Source organism: Streptosporangium sp. NPDC001559 (assembly GCF_042893955.1).
In the GTDB taxonomy this organism is placed as follows: domain Bacteria; phylum Actinomycetota; class Actinomycetes; order Streptosporangiales; family Streptosporangiaceae; genus Streptosporangium.
The window spans coordinates 42388-59031 of record NZ_JBIAVG010000010.1 but is presented as its reverse complement, the minus strand read 5'-3'; the positions used below and the strand labels follow the sequence as shown (position 1 = coordinate 59031).

The following is a 16644-nucleotide window of genomic DNA, read 5'->3' as shown; positions in this document are numbered from 1 at the left end:
GCGGCGGCCTCCCCGTGGATGAACCTTTCCCCGGAATTTACTATAGCCATCGGATTCGCTGTGCGGCAAGGATTGTTTCGACTCGGTTCGGTCCGGGTCGCATCTGGTTTTTCGGACGCGCTGTCCGCCGGTTAGGGCCCCGAACGATAAGACGGTCCGCGGCGCGGGAGAGGGCTGGGCCGTGAAATCGGTGAACAATCTTGGAAGCCGTCTGAGAATGCGGAAAATGTTTCTGCGCAATCCGCCGGGAACCTCGGACGGAAGATTGGAATCCATCGCCCGGGGCGAGCCCCGTCGCCGGATCGGCGATTCACGGCCAATGCCAAGGAGGTTCCGGGGGCGCGATCCTCCCGGAACCTCCTTGGTTCTCCCGGCGTCCGCGGGCTCAGCCCTCCCGCAGGGCCTCCAGTTCGAGCACCAGCTCGATCTCCTTGGAGACCACGACGCCGCCCGCCTCCAGGGCCATGTTCCAGGTGAGACCCCAGTCCTCGCGGTTGACCCTGCCGGAGGCCGAGAAGACCGTGCGGTGGTTGTCCCACGGATCGTGGGCGTACCCGAGATACTCGACCGCCAGCGTGACCGGCCGCGTCACGTCCTTGATCGTGAGATCGCCCGTCAGGGTTCCGCCGGTCCCATCCCAGGTCACCGAGGTCGAGACAAAGGTGATCTTGGGGAACTTCTCCGCGTCGAAGAAGTCGGGGGAGCGCAGGTGGTCGTCCCGCGTGGTGTCGCCGCTGTTGAGACTGGCCACGTCGATGACCGCCTTGACCTGGCTGTCCTCGGGACGCTCGCCGATCTCGATCACCGCGTCGACGCCGGTGAAGCGCCCGCGCACCTTGGTGAGCATGAAGTGGCGGCCTACGAAGCCGACCTCGGCATGCCCGGGGTCGACCCGCCATCTCCCCGCGGCGGGCAGCCGTACTCCGTTGATCTCGCGAGTGGGTGAAGTCGTGTCACTCATTGTCGTCTCCTGTGACGGTGAGGTGGATCTGTCAGTCCCTGGCCGACGGGCCCGACTCGGTCGGCAGACCGGCGTTGACCCAGTCCTCCTTGCCCTCGTCGTAGTCGTAGACGTTCTCGTAGCCCAGCTCGGTGAGGCGCCGCGAGGCGATGCCGGAGTTGCGGCAGGGGGAGTTGGAGCAGTAGACGACTATCTCGGCGCGCTTGTCGGGCAGCAGGGCGGCGGCGAGTTCGTCCACCTGGTCGTGCGGCAGGTTGAGCGCTCCGGGCAGATGTGTGTCCTCGTAGTAGACGGCGGGCAGCGCCTCCACGAGGGTGACCGAGCCACCGTCGATCTTCTTCCTGACCTCGTCGCGCGTGATGATCTTTGCCATGGCGTGTCCCCTCAAATCTGTGCGTGCGCACACACTTTAACCAGTGTGTGCGCACGCACACAAGTACGGCATACACTTCGGCTGTGAACGGTCACAGGGACGATGTACGGCTCCAAGCCTGGAGAGCGCTGCTGCTGGCGCACAACGCGGCCGTCCGCGCCATCGAGGGCGAGATGCAACGAGACGGCCAGATCCCCCTGACCTGGTACGACGTCCTGCTGGAACTGAACGCCGCCGGCGAGCAGGGCCTGCGCATGCACGAACTCGCCGAACGCGTCGTGCTCAGCCGGACGCGGGTCAGCCGCCTGGTCGACGACATGGCCCGGGCGGCCCTGACATGCAAGAGGCCGGATGCCACGGACAAGCGAATGGTGTGGGCCGTCATCACCGACGCCGGCCGTACGGCCCTGCGCGAAACGGCCCCGGTGTACCTGCAGGGTATTCACCGCCACTTCGCCGCGCACCTCACAGAGGAGGAGGCCGAGACGATCGCCAAAGCCCTGCTCAAGGTCGCCCGGTACGACAACAAGGTCTACTGGCGCCTGGACCCCGCAAGAACGCCAAGGCCGTGACCGGCCGCCGGCCGCGGTCGGGGTGGTTACAGGTCCAGGTCCGAGGGGGCGAAGCGGTCACGGAGGAAGCGGCCGTGGTCTCTCAGGGCCTGGTCGTCGCCTCTGTGCACGGCCTGGGCCACCTCGCCCAGTTTGGTCTCCAGCAGACCGAGCTGGGCGAGCAGTTCCTCGTGGGCGCTGCGCTCGCGTTCCGGGCGGCGGGTCAGCGCGTAGGAGCGGGGCAGGTTGGCGTAGGCCTCCAGGCTGGAGGGCAGATAGTCGCGGATCGTCTGGGAGACGACGTGCAGGTGGTCGGGGGAGGTGGTCAGCGCCTCCGCCCGGCCGAGGACGCCGTCGAGCACCTCGGCCAGGGCGCCGACCCTGGCCTGCACGTCCTCGGGAAAGCGCGCCGAGCCGCGCACCTTCCGCCGCAGCGCCTCCAGGTCGGTCCTGAGCAGACCCGCCTCGACCTCGGCGTTGGAGACGGCCAGCCTGATCCGCTCCGGCGGGGCGAGCAGCGCGCCGACGCCGTACAGACCGGCGACGACCAGCGGCCAGAACGCGCCCGCCAGGCCGAGCAGGTGGGCGCCGAGACCCGCCAGGGCCAGGACGCATCCGGTGATGTTCCTGGTCGAGCCGAGATACCTCAGCACCCGCTCACTGGTAGCCACGGATCTCCTTGAACGCGGCGGCCAGTGATCCGTCGCGGGCGTCGAAGACGGCGCCGCCGGTCAGCGTGGCGATCTGCTTCATCTCCTCCACGTCGCTGTCGCCGAACAGCACCACGAACGTCCTGGTCCGCCGCTGCTCGTCGGGCAGCGCCCGGTAGAAGGCGGCGAAGTCGTCGTAGGAGATGCCGTCGGTGTTCTCGCCGTCGGTCATCAGCACCACCGACGTGTAGTGCCCGTCGCCGGGTGTCGCCGCCTGCTGGTACGCGGTGCGCAGCCCGTCGAAGATCGCCGTACCGCCCTCGATCCGCAGGCCCTCCGCGTAGGACTTGATCTCGTTGAGGACCGGCTGCGGATTCCCCTCCGGGAGGGTGAACGACTTCGGCTGCCCGACCGAGCCGCTGAACGGGATCATGATCACGTTCTCCCGATCGCGGAAGCGGGAGAACGTGCCGGAGGCCGAGGTGTCGGCGCCGGTGAGGGTGACCAGCGCCCGGCGCAGGTTCTCGATCCTGTCGCCCTCCATCGATCCCGAGACGTCCAGCACGAACAGGGCCCGGGAGGGGACGCGCGCCTCGTCGAGGTAGGCGGTGATCAGCTCGTCCGCGGTGCTCCTGCGGTTGGGGAAGGGCAGTTCGAGCAGCGGCGCGGTGCCGAACTCGGGGCCGGGCCGTACCTGCGGCACGGCGGGCCGCCTGTGGGTGGTGGTCATGATCTGCCGCTGGGTGTCCGGGGCGCGCAGCCAGGAGGTCAGCTTGCCGTACAGCTCCCGCTTCTCCTGGGCGGCCGAGGCCAGCAGGGTCAGCGGGTAGTCCGCGGTGACCACCCCGTCGCTCGGGTAGATCAGGCTCAGCCCCTTGACGCCCAGCAGCACCGACTCGTAGTTCACCAGGCCGTCGACCCCGCCGTCCCTGGCGTAGGCCTCGGCCAGCCAGCCGGAGGAGCCCGAGGTCAGCCGCTGGGCGGAGAAGAACTGCTTCAGCTTGGGCGTGACCGCCGTGACCTGCTCCGGGCTCAGCGCCTCCCCGGCGTCCGACAGCGCCGCGGCCACCCCGACAAGCGCGGAGAATCCGGAGTTGGACGAGGCCGGGTTGGTCATGCCGAAGGTGAAGCGTCCCTGCTGGGCGGCGTCCGCGATCTGCTGCCAGCTGACCGGTTTGCCCTCCCAGCCGAGTTCGCGTGCCTTGGCCGTCCTGAGGCCGAGCAGCACGGGGGAGGACATGATCTTGGTCTCGGTGGACAGGCGGGCCTTGGCGCCGTCGATCAGCGACAGGTAGCGGTTGGAGGAGAACCAGATCGCGTCGTAGGAGCCGTCCGCGTCGCCCCTGGCCACCTGCTCGGCGCCGTCCAGGGTGCCGGTGTAGGAGATCCGCACCTTCACCCCCGAGTCCCGCAGCATCGGTTCGAGGTCCTTGACCTCGCTTCCCGCCAGCACCCTGAGGACGTCGGGGCCGTCCTCGACCTCGCCGCCCGCTCCGTTCGAGCACGCCGCGAGCGCGCTCGCGCAGAGCAGCGCGAGCGCCACCGTCAGCCGGGCCGTACGACGGCCTGCGAGATGCCTCATCGGGTCCCCTCGGCGCGCTCAAGGTAGGTCCTGGCGTGCGACAGTTCGGTGCTCAGGCTCTCCACGGTGGTCGCCATGCTCTCCACGGCCTGTGACCTGAAGCTGTCGATCATGTCCATGGTCGAGTAGACGTTGTCGAAGGCCCTGCGCAGCACGTCCATGTCGACGACCGTCGAGGCCGCCTGGTTCTGGATCGCCCCCGCCTGGGTGCGCAGCATCTCGCTGGTGGCCAGGATCAGGTCGCCGGTCGTCGCGTTGAGCGCGGTGATCTGGTCGAGCACCAGCTTCTGGTTGGTCAGCGCCTGGGCGACGGTGACCGCGGTGCGCAACGCGGCGACCGTCGTGGTCGTGGCGCGGTCGACGCCCTTGCTGAGTTCGAGGTTGTTCTTGCGGACCAGGTCGAGGGCCAGGTACCCCTGAACGGAGACCGCGAGCTGGGTGAGGATGTCCTGGTGCCGCTGCCGTACGGTGAACAGGGCGTCGGAGCGCAGCGCGGTGGCCTTCTCCGGGTCGGAGGCCTCCAGGACGAGGACGCGCCCCTCGAGTTCGCGGTCGAGCTCGGCGGCCATCACGGCGTACTCCTGCAGGCGGGTCATCGTCTCCCACAGGCTTGCCTTCTCGCCCTCGATGGCGGCGTTGTCCTTCAGCAGCTCGTCCTGGCCCGACTTCAGCGCCCTGATGATGTCGTCCAGGTGCTGCTGCGCGGAGCGGTACCTGGCGAAGTAGTCGCGCAGCCGGTCGCCGAACGGGATGAGCCCGAGCAGCTTGCGCGGGCCGCTCGCCGCCTGCCTGGGGTCGAGGTCGACCACCGTACGGCGCAGCGCGACCAGCCGGTCGGCCACCCGCCCCTGGGCGTCCGCGCTCTCGCCCTTGGCCGAGGCCAGGGCCGTCACCGGCCGCTTGAGCATCCGGTTGGCCGTCTGGGAGGCGGAGCGGATCTCGCCGTCCCCCATGGAGGAGATGTCGTTCACCTTGCGGGTGAAGTCCGGGGCCCTGTGGTCGAGCGCGGCCAGTTCGTCGGCGAACCGCCGCGCCTTGGCGGCGAGTTCGTCCGCGCGGCCCTCGGCCAGCGGCAGCATGGTCACCGCGGAGGACGGGGAGACGGCCGTGACCGGGGCCGGGGGGGTGAGGGCCAGTTCGTTCTCGGCCACCTTCAGCGCACTCCTTCCGGGGCTTTTCCTGAGGCTTCTTCCGGGGTTTTTTCTGCGGTTCTTTCCGTGGTTCTTTCCGTGGCTTCCGGACGTCCCGGGCTGCCCGGGTTTCCCTGCTGGGGTACGGCGCCGCTGGCGTACAGCCGGTCGATGTTCGTGATGAGCCCCTCCAGGTGCTCGTAGGTGGGGGGTTCGACCACGTCGACCAGGTCGCGCGCCGCCGGGGCGCCGGACTTGGCGACCAGACCGGTGAAGGCCGCGGGGTCCGCGGTGCGGAAGCCGTACCTGGCGGCCAGGTCCCGCAGTCCGGGGTCCTCGGTCAGCAGCTTCCCGACCCGCGAGCCGTCGGCGGTGAGGGGCACCAGCGTGTGCTTGCTCAGCACGGTCGGCGACGGGTAGAGCAGCCGCATCCCGGGTTTGATCGAGCCGTCCCCCGCGAAGACGTGGGAGAGGTACTGGGCTTCGTAGATCATGACCATCGGCGTCTTGCCCGACCCCATGACCAGGTAGTCGTCGAAGGGGGCCTCGGAGGAGGCCTGGGAGTAACCCTGGTCGAGGAAGATCGGCGCCACGGCCCTCGCCACCCCGGTCACCTGCCCGGTGCTGTTGACCACGTCCTCGCCGTTGGCGACGTAGCTGGTGATGGCCAGGTACATGGCCGCCGAGTTGGAGGTCCTGACGTCGGTCGTGGTCAGCAGCACCCGTTTGCGCGCCGGGTAGGCGGTGTTGCCGGGCAGCTTGTCCCAGCGGGTGCCCTTGGCGGCCAGGTCGAGATACTTGGCGACGTCGAACACCGGGTAGCCACGCCCCGAGTCGCGCACCAGGCCCGCCTTCGTCAGCAGGTCGGCGATCGGCTGGAAGGTCGCGATGGCCATGGGGGAGTAGAAGGGGGAGAAGACGGTGGAGACCCCGCGGTCCTTTCTGATCTTCTCAGCGGCGGGAAGGCTTGAGGGAAAGGCGAACGCGTAGCCGTCGAGTTTGACCTCGGTGGCGATCTGCCGGGAGCCCGCGGTGTCCACCTCGACCCGCAGGCCGTGTTTGGCGAACGCGGCACGGACCTGGGGATCCTCGAAGAAGGGCTTCTTCTCCGAGCCGATCACCCCGCGCACCGTCACCAGGCCGCCACCTGGGCCTTCGTCGTTCCTGTTGCCCAGGACGACGGCCACGACGACCGCGGCGCCGAGCAGCAGCGCGAGGACGACACCGATCGACCGTTTCATTCCACCCCATTTCTACAAATAGCATCTCTTGTTGGAATTATCGGAGGAGGGGAAACGAGCGCGCGCCGGATGCCGGGGTATGCATGAGAATTAAGAGGCCGTTCATTCCTTCGTCATCTGGAAAGGCCGTCATGCGACTGAGATCCCGGCTGGGCGCACTGGACCGGCGGGTGTTCGCGGCGGTCGCGGACGCCAGGCTCCCCGGTCTCGAACGCCTCCTGCCCGCCCTGTCGCGGGCGGCCGACAACTCGCTGCTGTGGGCGGGGGTCGCCGGGGGATGCGCGCTCAGCGGCCGTGCGCCGCTGCGCCGCGCGGCCACCCGGGGGCTGCTCGCGATCGGGGTGGCCAGCCCGATGGTGAACCTGGTCTGCAAGCGGTTCTTCGGCCGCTCCAGGCCCTCCTTGGAGGGCTTCCCGCTGGCCCGGCTGATCAGGGTGCCCGCCTCGACCTCGTTCCCGTCCGGGCACTCGGCCTCGGCCGCCGCCTTCGCCACCGCCGTGGCGATGGAGGCTCCGCTGCCCGTCGCCGCCCCCGTCACGCTTCTCGCGGCGGCGGTCTGCTTCTCGCGGGTCTACACCGGCGTGCACTACCCGGGCGACGTGTTCGCGGGGGCCGGGATCGGTGTGGCGGCAGGGGTGCTGACCCGGCGGCTGTGGCCTGCCGTGCCCGCCGTACGTCTGCGGAGGGCCGCGCGCATCAGGGGAATGGTCCCAGGAAACGCCGTAAACGAGGCGGAGGATGACTGATCGGGTTTTTCACGTTTGACGGGTCGTGACAGGCCCGGCGATAGTGGGGCAGGTGACTGCCCCCCGACTGATCTCATGCGCCGTGGTCACCACGATGGCCCTGAGCGCCTGCACCACCGTAAGCTCGAACGATCCCGTGGTCGGCGGTCCGACCGCCGGCGGTGTGGTCGGAGAGGGAACCGGACCCGTCGTGGGATCGGACCCGGCCACCGTGCCGACGGTCGTCGAGCTCACGGCCGACGCCTACCGCGCCGAACTGAACAAGGCGCGCGGCCCCATCAGGGACGCGATCAGGAAACTGAACGACACCGGAGGCAAGGGCCTCGGCGAACGGCTCGAACGGACGGTCTCCACGATGGAGAGCGCCGTCTCGGGACTGGAGGCCCTCGTCCCGCCGTCCGACGTCAAGGTCCAGCACGGCAACTACGTGGGCGCGCTCAGAAGCCTCACGAGCGCGCTGTCCGACGCCAAGGAGGACGTCGAGGCGCAGGACGTGTGCACCGGGCCCGCGGTGCTGACGGGGGCCGACGAGAGCGGACGCCTCTCGCCGGTGCGCGACAGCGGCCGCGCGCTGGTCGGATATCCGGCCGACGTCGTCTCCGTCAAGGTCAGCGGTGAGCGGTCGCGCCGCCTGGGCAACGGCTCCTACATCTCCTCCGAGAGCCGCCCGGGACGCGCCTACCTCGAGCTGAAGAACGGCAACAACAGGGACGCGGTCGTCGTGCTGACGCGCGGCAAGAAGAAGGTGATCTCGGTCTACGTCCGCAAGAAGTCGTCGTTCAAGATCAAGGGGGTGCGGGACGGCACGTACAAGGTCTATTACACCCTCGGCGTCGACTGGGACTCCAGGGCCCGCGCCTTCAGCCGCTCGTGCACCTTCGAGCAGTTCGGCAAGTCCGTCAGGTTCAGGACCACCCGCACCTGGTCGCAGATCCGCTGGACCAACTGGACGCTGACCCTCAACGCCGTCGTCGGCGGCACCGTACGGCCCAAGCACATCAAACCGAGCGAGTTCCCCAGCTGACCTCCGGGGGCCGGGAACGACGAGACCGCGACCTCCGTCGCGAGATCGCGGTCCCGGCCTCTCCGGTGGCCCGTGGGGCGTCAGCTGGAGAACAGCATGCCCACCCAGCTGCGGCGGTGGTGACCGTAGTGACCGTGATGCGGCGCGCCCCAGCCCGGAGCCCCGTGCTGCATGGGCGGCGGCGGGGGAGGCGGGGGAGCGGAGTGGTACTGGCTCTCGATCCGGGTCAGCGTCTCCAGCTCGCCGTAGTCCAGGAAGATGCCGCGACAACTGTCGCACTGGTCGATGTGGACACCGTTGCGCTCATAGGTGCGCATGTTGCCCCGACACTTCGGGCACTGCATCTGGCCGATCTCCTTGTCCTAGGGTTGCTTTTGGCGTAACCACAACCTACTGCGTGGGCACACTATGGCAGGCGGTTCGGAACTGGACAATCCTCTGACAAGTGTCGACGAGTGTCTGTTCGACCTCGTCCAGTGGCCGTCCCTCCCGCTCCGCCGCGATCACGGCCGCCGCGGTGAGCTGCACGGTCATCGCCTGAGCCGGGAGGTTCAGCCGCTCCCACGGGTCGCCGTCCGCACCCGCGGCGAGCCCGCCCGCCGCCCGGTAGGTGGCCAGGAAACGGTGCCAGACGGCCGGGTCGAGCAGTCCGGCGGCGAACCAGGCCGCGGGCCTGGCCAGGTCCCAGGCCTGGTCGCCGACCCCCAGGTCGTCGACGTCGATGAGGATCCACCCCTCCCCGGTCCTGACGAGCTGGCCCATGTGCCAGTCACCGTGGGTGAGCCCCGTCACCTCGGGGGCGGGGGCGGCGTCCAGGGCCGGAAGGCAGGCCAGCGCGACCAGGGTGGCCCGCGCCGCGGCCGAGGGGTTGCCCCGCAGCCGGGCGGCCATGGCGGCCACCTTGCCCGGTCCGCCCGCGGCGGGCAGCGGCGGCAGCGCCCCGGCCGGTACGGCGTGCAGCCGGGCCAGCAGCCGCGCCGACTCCTCCCAGGGGGCAGCCTCGGGGGCGGCGGGATCGACCGGGGTGCCCGCGGGCCACACGGTGACCAGCCTGCCACCCACGGACAGCACCTCCTCGGTCACGGGCCCGAGCATGCTCCCGCGCAGCGCCGGGTGCGCCACGGCCCGCATCCTCCGTTCGAGCGGCTCACGGGGGGCGCCGGGGGCGTGCGCCTTCACCACGACGCCGCCCGCCCGGACGATGACCACGTCCGGCCTGGTCGGCACCACCTCGGCGGGGGCGGAGCCGTACCGGGCGGCGACGCGGCCGAGCCCGGCCATGAGATCGTCGTCGGGGCCGTCGTGGAAGTCCTCACTGTCGCTCACCCGGCAAGTGAACCACCGATCCGGGCCCGCGTAGGGTGCTGGCATGAGGATCGGATTCGCGGCGCCGCTGTCCGGGGCGTGGGCCTCACCGGCCAACATGGTGCGGATCGCCCGCAGGGCCGAGGAGCTCGGCTACCACGAGCTGTGGACCTTCCAGCGGCTGCTGTACCCGCGGGGCCACGGGACGGACCTTGTCTACCGCAGCGTGCACGACCCGGTGGTGACGCTGGCCTACCTGGCGGGGGTCACCGAGCGGATACGGCTCGGCGTCGCGGTGCTCAACATGCCCTTCGCCTCGCCGCCGCTGCTGGCCAAGCAGCTGGCCAGCCTGCAGGCGGTCTCCGGCGGGCGGCTGGACGCCGGGCTCGGGCTCGGCTGGATGCCGGAGGAGTTCGCCGCCTCCGGGGTGCCCCTCGAGGGGAGGGGGCGGCGCGCCGAGGAGTACATCGGCCTGCTGCGGCGGCTGTGGTCGGAGGAGACGGTCGAACACCGGGGCGAGTTCTACGAGTTGCCGCCCGCGCACCAGGACCCCAAGCCGCCCGCGCAGCCGCCCATCCTGCTCGGCGGGAGCGCCGAGGTCGCGTTGCGGCGGGCGGGCCGTCTCGCGGACGGCTGGATCGGTTCGAGCCGTGAGAACCTGGACCGCGTCGACAAAAAAATCTACATTGTAAAGGAGGCGGCGCGCGCGGCGGGCAGGGACGCCGAGGCGCTGCGCTTCGTCACCCGGGGCGTCACCCAGGTCAGGCCGGGGGGAGACCCGGGGCGCGCCCCGCTGACCGGATCGTTCGAGGAGATCAGACGGGACGTGGCCGCCCTTGAGGCCAAGGGCGTCACCGAGGTCTTCCACGACCTCAACTTCGATCCGGAGATCGGTTCGCCCGACGCCGACCCCCGTGAGTCGATGCGCAGGGCGGAGGCCGCGCTGGAGGCCCTCGCGCCCTGACCTGGTGTTGGGTTGGATGGGGGCATGAGGGAACGGGAGATCGCGGACCGGCTGGAGATCGGCGACCTGCTCGCCAGATACGCCCACGTCCTGGACGCCGGAGAATGGGCACGCCTCGACCTCGTGTTCACCGCGGGCGCGGTGCTCGACCACACCTCGGCGGGCGGCATCCGGGGCACCCGCGAGGAGGCCAGACGGTGGCTGGCCGAGACGCTGTCGCGCTGGCCGGTGCGGCACCACCTGATCGGCCTGCCGGTCGTCAGGTTCGAGGGGGACGAGGCCGAGGTGACCGTCCCCTACACCGGCACGCTCGTCCCTCCAGGAGGCGTCCTGGACGCCGGCCTCGTCCGGCGCGGCGGCTGGCACCACCACCGCCTGGTCCGCACGCCGTACGGCTGGCGCAGCGGGGAACTGGTCGAGGAACAGGCCTGGCGTGTGACGGGGGACGGCGGCGTGTGAGGTATGCCGGACCTGTCATTCTTAGTTGCGTGATGTCGTATCTGTCGGGCCGTAACGCGGGGGAACGGTGAAAGAAAGCAAGCCGATCGAGTGCTGGCTGTCGGACATGGACGGGGTCCTCGTCCACGAAGGACACCCCGTTCCCGGCGCGGACGAGTTCGTCCGCCGCCTGCACCAGTCGGGCAGGCGTTTCCTCGTGCTCACGAACAACTCCATCTACACCCCCCGGGACCTGTCCGTACGGCTGCGCGCCGTCGGCCTGGAGATCCCGCCGGAGTCGATCTGGACCTCCGCGCTGGCCACGGCGCGGTTCCTGGACGGCCAGCGGCCCGGCGGCTCGGCCTACGTGATCGGTGAGGCCGGGCTGACGACCGCCCTGCACGAGGCCGGTTACGTGCTGACCGACATCGACCCCGACTACGTGGTGCTCGGCGAGACCCGCACCTACAGCTTCACCCAGATCACCCGGGCCATCCGGCTCATCGAGGGCGGCGCCCGCTTCATCGCGACCAACCCCGACCCGGTCGGCCCGTCGAGTGAGGGGTCGCTGCCCGCGTGCGGCGCGGTCGCGGCGATGATCACCAAGGCGACCGGCGTGCAGCCGTACTTCGTCGGCAAGCCGAACCCGATGATGATGCGCAGCGCGCTGCGGGCCATCGAGGGGCACAGCGAGACCACCGCCATGATCGGCGACCGGATGGACACCGACATCGTCTCCGGCATGGAGGCCGGGCTGCACACGATCCTGGTGCTCAGCGGTGTCACGTCCAAGGACGAGATCGAGCGTTACCCCTTCCGCCCGTCCCGGGTGGCCGACTCGGTCGCCGACCTGATCGATCTGATCGACGCCGACGTCTGACGCCCCCGGGGGTCAGCGCAGCGGCATCTCGGAGGCGGGGGAGCGGGCGGTCGGCGAGTCGGCGTCCGGGATGAACAGGCGCGGCGCGCCGCCGCTCAGGGACACCACCCAGACGTCGGCGTCGCGACCGCCCGCGCCCCCCTTCGGCACCGCGTACATCACATGGTCGTCGTCGAGCCACGCCGCCTGGTCGTCCACACTGCGGGTCTCCGCGAGCGGGGTCTCCGCGCCGGTCGCGAGGTCGAGGGAGTGGAAGCGCCAGACGTCGGTGTTGAGCCCGGTCCGTTTCTTGTAGACCAGGCGCCTGCCGTCCGGCGACAGGGACGGGCACTCGGCGTTCTCCCGCAGGGCGGTCAGGGTGCGCCGCCCGATGTCGCCCTCGACGAGATACCTGCGGTCCTGGGTGGCCACGGTGGCGAAGAACCGCTCTCCGCCGGGGACGAACGTCACACCCCACACGTTGCGGTCGGCGTTCTCGTTCGGCCGCCCGTTCAGCAGGAACGTGAACCGTTCGACGTTGCCGATCGGGTCGCCGCCGACCCGGCCGATGAGGGTTTCGGTCGAGAAGCCGTCGGAGAGGTAGGAGTGTCCCGTCACGAAGGTCGTCGTCGCGTAGTAGCGGCCGTCCTCGGAGATCCGGGCGCGGCTCGGTATCCCGGTGACCGGGGCCTCCCCGTCGGGCCGGAGCCGCTCGTCCAGCAGGGTGACGGCGAACGGCTGGATGGGGTTGCGCGTCTGGCGCAGGCAGAGGCCGCCCGCGGGTGAGGCGGCCGTGCGCTCACAGCGGGGCGGCAGGACGACGCGCTCGCGCCGCACGTCGGCGGCCGGGAGCACGGCGAGGTGGCCGAACCCGGGTCCCGGGAGCAACGACCGGAACACGACCTGCCGGCCCTCGGGCAGTTCGGCCTGGCCGTCGCCCGCGCCGCCGGCCGCCCCCGCGCGCAGCACCGAAAGGACGACGTAGCCCACGGCCACGGCGGCGACGAGGACCGCGGTCACCTTGATGAGCCTGTCGTTCCCGGTCCCGCGCGCGCTGGGCTGGGTCATCGGGCCTCCGTACGGCGGTCGCGGGCTCGTGTGATCATCGGTACGGCGGTGAGCAGGGCGGCGGTGAGGGCGGCGGTGAAGATCCATACGGCGGTCTCGCCCTCGGCGACCGTCCAGACCGCGCCGAAGGCCACCGCGCCCAGGGCCCGCCCGCCCGCGACCGCCGTCTGGACGACGGAGATCCCGGTCGCCGTCAGCCCGGCGGGCAGCATGGGGGTGGCCGCGGCGGGCAGCACGCCGTCGGTCGCCGCGTAGTAGGCGCCGAGGAACGCCAGGCACAGCACGGCCCCGGCGACGCCTCCGGCCAGGATCGCGGCGAGGTAGGCGCACAGCAGCAGGCCGTACCCGGCGGCGAAGACGCGGTTCCTGCCGTGACGGTCGGAGAGCCTGCCGAACGGCACGGCCAGGGCGAGGTAGACCAGGCTCGTGCCGACGAACAGCAGCGGGAACCAGCGGGTCGTGACCGACTCGCCGCGCAGCAGGACGAGGTAGAGGAAGCCGTCGCCGATCGTCGCCGCCGACAGCACGGCCGCGGCGCAGAGCAGCCGCAGGAACCCGCCGATCCGCAGCAGCGCCGCGACGTCGCGGGGCGAGACCGGTCCGGCCGGGGACGGGGCGTGCTCCGGTACGCGCTGCAGGAACAGCAGCACGCCGAGGACCGCGGCGCAGAACGAGACCACGAAGACCATGTCGAAGTCGCCCGGCGCGAGCGCGAGCAGCCCGAACGCGACGACGGGGCCGAGCAGCGCGCCGGTCGCGTCAAGGGCCCGGTGCACGCCGAAGGACCTGCCGAGCCGGTCGGGGGGAGCCGCGGTGGCGATGAGCAGGTCACGCGGCGCGGTCCGCAGCCCCTTGCCCGCGCGGTCGACCGCGACCGCGGCCGACAGCGCCCCCGCGCCGGCCACGGGCAGCAGCATCAGCTTGGCGGCGGCCCCGAGGGCGTACCCCGCTCCCGCCACGAGCTTGGGACGGCGCAGCCGGTCGGCGAAGAAGCCGCCGAGCAGCCGGACCAGGACGGTCGCGCCCTGGTAGAGACCGTCCAGCATGCCGTACGCCAGAGGGGTGAGCCCCAGGGCGAGCGTCGCGAACAGCGGCAGGACGGCCGTCACCATCTCGGAGGAGACGTCGGTGATCAGGCTCACCAGGCCGAGGACCACGACGACCCGGGGTACGGGGGATCTCGGCCCCGTGCCGCGCGGGACGTCGCGTACCGATACGTACACCTCAGCCGGCGCCCGGGAGCGGTCCGCCGGCGGAGAAGGCGTTCAGGACGTTCCCGGTGATGGTGGAGATGTCGTTGTCGTAGTGGTTGTAGAACAGGCTGCCCGCCCAGGAGATCGAACTGGCGGAGAAGACCGCGCCCCCCTTGGGGTAGAAGGTGAGGGCCACGTCGCCGCGGACCAGCCAGTTGACGGTGCCGCCCTCCATGAGGTTGGCGGTGTTGTTCTCCTCCTTGACGAACATGTACTCGTCGCCGAAGCCGGTGCCCGAGCCCAGGACGACGGTGTTGTCCGGCGTGCCGAGGGCGTAGTCGGCGCGGTCGAGCTCCTCGCCCATGGGGCCGCCCCTGCTCTGCAGGGAGTCGAAGTCGCCGATGGGGCCGGTGGCCTTGACGCCGTCGAAGACCCAGGCGGCCCTGGGGTCGTGGCTCTCGGGGGAGCGGTCGAGGGGACGGCTGTACAGGCCGGTTCCCAGCCGTGAGCCGAAGCCCTGGGCGGTGAAGCCGACGCCGACCAGCTGCTGCGGGGGTCGGCCGCGGAAACGCCACAGGCCGCCGAACTCGCCGGTGGTGTTGTGGTAGTACTCGCCGGGGGCGCTCTGCCAGGCCTCGGTGCCGTCGTGCCTGCGCAGTTCGGTGTAGGTGCCGGTGCGGTCGAGCGGGGTGACCCAGTAGAAGCCGTTGCCGCCCAGGTACATCAGCCTGCCGCCGTCGTTCAGCCAGCCCTCCAGAGCGTCGAGCATGGGCTCCGAGGTGTACTCGGGGTGGCTGCCGGTGACGACGACCTGATAGTCGTCCAGCAGTTTCCTGCCCTCCCGGTGCAGGTCGTGGTCGGTGATGTAGTCCACGGTGCGGCCGGTGGACTCCAGCCAGTCGATGATGTGGGTGTCGGCCTCGAACTGCCACGGCCTGCCCTCACCCTTCGGGCCGGTGGAGAGCGGGCGCAGGTTGGTGATGGGCCGCAGCGCGGAGGAGTAGACCACGCCGCTGCCGTCGCTGTGCCGGGAGTACTGGCTCATCCCGCTCGTCAGGCCGCCCGTCATCCCGTAGGCCAGGTAACTGAAGGTCGGTACCAGCAGGGCGACCTTGGAGGTGGCCTTGCCCCGCTTGGGGCGCACCACGAAGGTCGCGTGGTAGACGCGCCCGTCCGCCTCCAGCTTGGCCGCGTAGACGCCGCTGCGGGCGTCGGCGGGCACCCGCCAGGTGAAGGCGCTCTCCCAGGCGGCGTCGCCCAGGTCGTCGTCGTGGAAGTACAGCGCCCCGTACTGCTCGGGCGCCCGCCTGAAGTTCTGCTCGTCGGCCCGCCAGTTGTGCCCGGTGACGGCGCGGACCGGCAGGTTGACCGTACGGCCGCGCAGCCGGTTGGGGGAGACGTCCACGACCTGGTCGGTGTCCATCCGCTGGGAGAGGTCGAGGGCGAGCGCCGTCCGCCCGGCCGGGCCGCCGTCGCGCAGGGCCTGGACCTCCCGCTCCTCCAGCGCCCGGCCGTACACCCGGGGGGCGTCGACCTTGCCGTTGTAGAACCCGATGGGCCGGTCCTGGGCTCCCTGGTAGGCGGCCACCAGCAGCGGGGCGGTGGCGTCGCGCAGCCCGCGGGCCTCGATCGTGCGGGTGACGACGGCCTGGGAGTCGTTGGGGTGACCGGTCAGCGGGTACTGGTACAGCCTCACCTTCCCGGTCCCGGCGTCGTAGGAGACCGCGGCGAAGTACCAGCCGGAGGAGTTCACGTGCTGCGGCCGTACGGCGCCGCCGGGCTCGACCCCGCGCAGCGCCGGGGCCCACGGCTTGAGCCGCACGCCGGTGCTCACCGTGTGGGCCTGCCCGGACCGGTCGGTCAGCCGTAGGCCGAGCCCGCCGTCCCGGTCCACGAACATGCCGTATCCGGCCTGTTCTTTCTCCGACCACTTGGTCACGATTCCCTGCGCGGCCCCGGTGCCGACGGGGGTCCGCCGGTAGGCGACGGGGTTGAGCTCGGAGCCGGGGACGGTGGTCGGCGCGATCCACGCCGTGATGGTGAAGCTTCCGCCGAGCCGCAGGGCGGGGGCGTCGGGGACGGTCACGTACGAGCCGACGGGGAGGGTCTGGTGGTGGCCGGGGTACTCCTTGTTGACGGCGGACTCGATGACCTGCTCCTTGAGGCCGGGTCCGCGCGGGTCCGCGTCGCCGTGCACCACCCGGACCATCGTCGCCCTGAAGGTGGGGCTCTTCGTGCTCACCATGAACTTCACGGACTCACCCGGCTGGACGCTCAGCCGGTCCGGATAGCCGCTGATCCCCAGGGCGTCCAGCGCCTCCTGGGGTGTGCCCGGGTCGACGGGAAGCGGGAGAGGGTCGACCTTGGGGGTCTGGGGCCAGGCCGCGGCCGTCCCCACTCCCGTGGCCAGGGGACCGGAGCCGCCGATCGCGACGGTCAGAGCCGTGACCAGCAGTGCCGTCCTCAGTCGTCTGCGCGCGATCACTCGATCACCTCTCTGCCGGCCCTGGAACCGTGGTCACCCGGAGGCCGCGCGCCGTCTCGACCGGCGCGCGGCAT

The 16644-nt window shown here is 70.8% G+C and carries 17 protein-coding genes; 6 read left to right on the top strand and 11 right to left on the bottom strand.

Going from position 1 to position 16644, the window contains the following annotated elements; genetic code table 11:
- Window positions 1–385: 385 nt before the first annotated feature.
- Together ACFYY8_RS22425 and ACFYY8_RS22420 are read right to left on the bottom strand one after the other, a co-directional pair.
- Entirely contained in the window at window positions 386–961 is a 576-nt protein-coding gene (locus ACFYY8_RS22425) for a YceI family protein (protein WP_390043805.1), read from the bottom strand.
- 31 nt (window positions 962–992) lie between these two features.
- On the bottom strand, window positions 993–1334 hold the full coding sequence (locus tag ACFYY8_RS22420; protein ID WP_390043803.1) for a rhodanese-like domain-containing protein: 342 nt from the start codon (window positions 1332–1334) through the stop codon (window positions 993–995).
- 83 nt (window positions 1335–1417) lie between these two features.
- Here ACFYY8_RS22420 and ACFYY8_RS22415 point away from each other — a divergent pair, with 83 nt between their 5' ends.
- Window positions 1418–1906 (top strand): MarR family winged helix-turn-helix transcriptional regulator, encoded by a 489-nt coding sequence (locus tag ACFYY8_RS22415; protein ID WP_390043801.1) that lies wholly within the window; start codon window positions 1418–1420, stop codon window positions 1904–1906.
- A gap of 26 nt (window positions 1907–1932) precedes the next feature.
- Here ACFYY8_RS22415 and ACFYY8_RS22410 read toward each other — a convergent pair whose 3' ends face one another.
- From ACFYY8_RS22410 to ACFYY8_RS22395, 4 genes are read right to left on the bottom strand one after another with little or no spacing between them, the layout of a single operon-like run.
- Window positions 1933–2556, bottom strand: a complete 624-nt coding sequence (locus tag ACFYY8_RS22410; RefSeq protein WP_390043799.1) for a hypothetical protein — start codon at window positions 2554–2556, stop codon at window positions 1933–1935.
- Window positions 2543–4117: an extracellular solute-binding protein gene (locus ACFYY8_RS22405; RefSeq protein WP_390043797.1), complete on the bottom strand. Its 1575-nt coding sequence runs from the start codon at window positions 4115–4117 to the stop codon at window positions 2543–2545. The genes ACFYY8_RS22410 and ACFYY8_RS22405 overlap by 14 nt, the downstream gene beginning before the upstream one ends.
- Window positions 4114–5268, bottom strand: coding sequence for a toxic anion resistance protein (locus ACFYY8_RS22400; RefSeq protein ID WP_390043795.1), 1155 nt, complete (start codon window positions 5266–5268; stop codon window positions 4114–4116). Before ACFYY8_RS22400 ends, ACFYY8_RS22405 begins: the two co-directional genes overlap by 4 nt.
- Before the next feature lie 2 nt (window positions 5269–5270).
- Window positions 5271–6488 carry a hypothetical protein gene (locus ACFYY8_RS22395; RefSeq protein ID WP_390043793.1) on the bottom strand — a complete coding sequence of 406 codons (1218 nt, stop codon included), beginning with the start codon at window positions 6486–6488 and terminating at the stop codon, window positions 5271–5273.
- 131 nt (window positions 6489–6619) lie between these two features.
- On the opposite strand from ACFYY8_RS22395, the gene ACFYY8_RS22390 reads away from it, so the two are divergent.
- Window positions 6620–7234: a phosphatase PAP2 family protein gene (locus ACFYY8_RS22390; RefSeq protein ID WP_390043791.1), complete on the top strand. Its 615-nt coding sequence runs from the start codon at window positions 6620–6622 to the stop codon at window positions 7232–7234.
- 52 nt (window positions 7235–7286) lie between these two features.
- On the top strand, window positions 7287–8258 hold the full coding sequence (locus ACFYY8_RS22385; RefSeq protein WP_390043789.1) for a hypothetical protein: 972 nt from the start codon (window positions 7287–7289) through the stop codon (window positions 8256–8258).
- Between the two features lie 80 nt (window positions 8259–8338).
- Here the strand turns inward: ACFYY8_RS22385 and ACFYY8_RS22380 are convergent, their stop codons facing one another.
- A complete protein-coding gene (locus ACFYY8_RS22380; RefSeq protein WP_352012027.1) occupies window positions 8339–8602 on the bottom strand; it encodes a zf-TFIIB domain-containing protein in 264 nt (87 codons plus the stop codon).
- Window positions 8603–8648: 46 nt separating this feature from the next.
- Complete coding sequence (locus tag ACFYY8_RS22375) at window positions 8649–9584, bottom strand: phosphotransferase (RefSeq protein WP_390043787.1); 936 nt, start codon at window positions 9582–9584, stop codon at window positions 8649–8651.
- A 43-nt stretch (window positions 9585–9627) separates the two neighbouring features.
- Here ACFYY8_RS22375 and ACFYY8_RS22370 point away from each other — a divergent pair, with 43 nt between their 5' ends.
- The 3 genes from ACFYY8_RS22370 (at window position 9628) to ACFYY8_RS22360 (ending at window position 11845) form a co-directional block, all read left to right on the top strand.
- Complete coding sequence (locus ACFYY8_RS22370; RefSeq protein WP_390043785.1) at window positions 9628–10527, top strand: TIGR03619 family F420-dependent LLM class oxidoreductase; 900 nt, start codon at window positions 9628–9630, stop codon at window positions 10525–10527.
- Window positions 10528–10551: 24 nt separating this feature from the next.
- Window positions 10552–10986, top strand: coding sequence for a nuclear transport factor 2 family protein (locus ACFYY8_RS22365; RefSeq protein WP_390043783.1), 435 nt, complete (start codon window positions 10552–10554; stop codon window positions 10984–10986).
- Between the two features lie 106 nt (window positions 10987–11092).
- The gene (locus tag ACFYY8_RS22360; protein WP_386188055.1) at window positions 11093–11845 is read left to right on the top strand and encodes an HAD-IIA family hydrolase; all 753 of its coding nucleotides are present in this window, start codon (window positions 11093–11095) and stop codon (window positions 11843–11845) included.
- 12 nt (window positions 11846–11857) lie between these two features.
- Here ACFYY8_RS22360 and ACFYY8_RS22355 read toward each other — a convergent pair whose 3' ends face one another.
- The 3 genes from ACFYY8_RS22355 to ACFYY8_RS22345 are packed head-to-tail and all read right to left on the bottom strand — an operon-like array spanning window position 11858 to window position 16570.
- Complete coding sequence (locus ACFYY8_RS22355) at window positions 11858–12892, bottom strand: TolB family protein (protein ID WP_390043781.1); 1035 nt, start codon at window positions 12890–12892, stop codon at window positions 11858–11860.
- Window positions 12889–14115, bottom strand: a complete 1227-nt coding sequence (locus ACFYY8_RS22350; RefSeq protein WP_390043779.1) for an MFS transporter — start codon at window positions 14113–14115, stop codon at window positions 12889–12891. The genes ACFYY8_RS22355 and ACFYY8_RS22350 overlap by 4 nt, the downstream gene beginning before the upstream one ends.
- Window position 14116: 1 nt before the next feature.
- Window positions 14117–16570 carry a N,N-dimethylformamidase beta subunit family domain-containing protein gene (locus ACFYY8_RS22345; RefSeq protein ID WP_390043777.1) on the bottom strand — a complete coding sequence of 818 codons (2454 nt, stop codon included), beginning with the start codon at window positions 16568–16570 and terminating at the stop codon, window positions 14117–14119.
- Window positions 16571–16644: the final 74 nt, after the last annotated feature.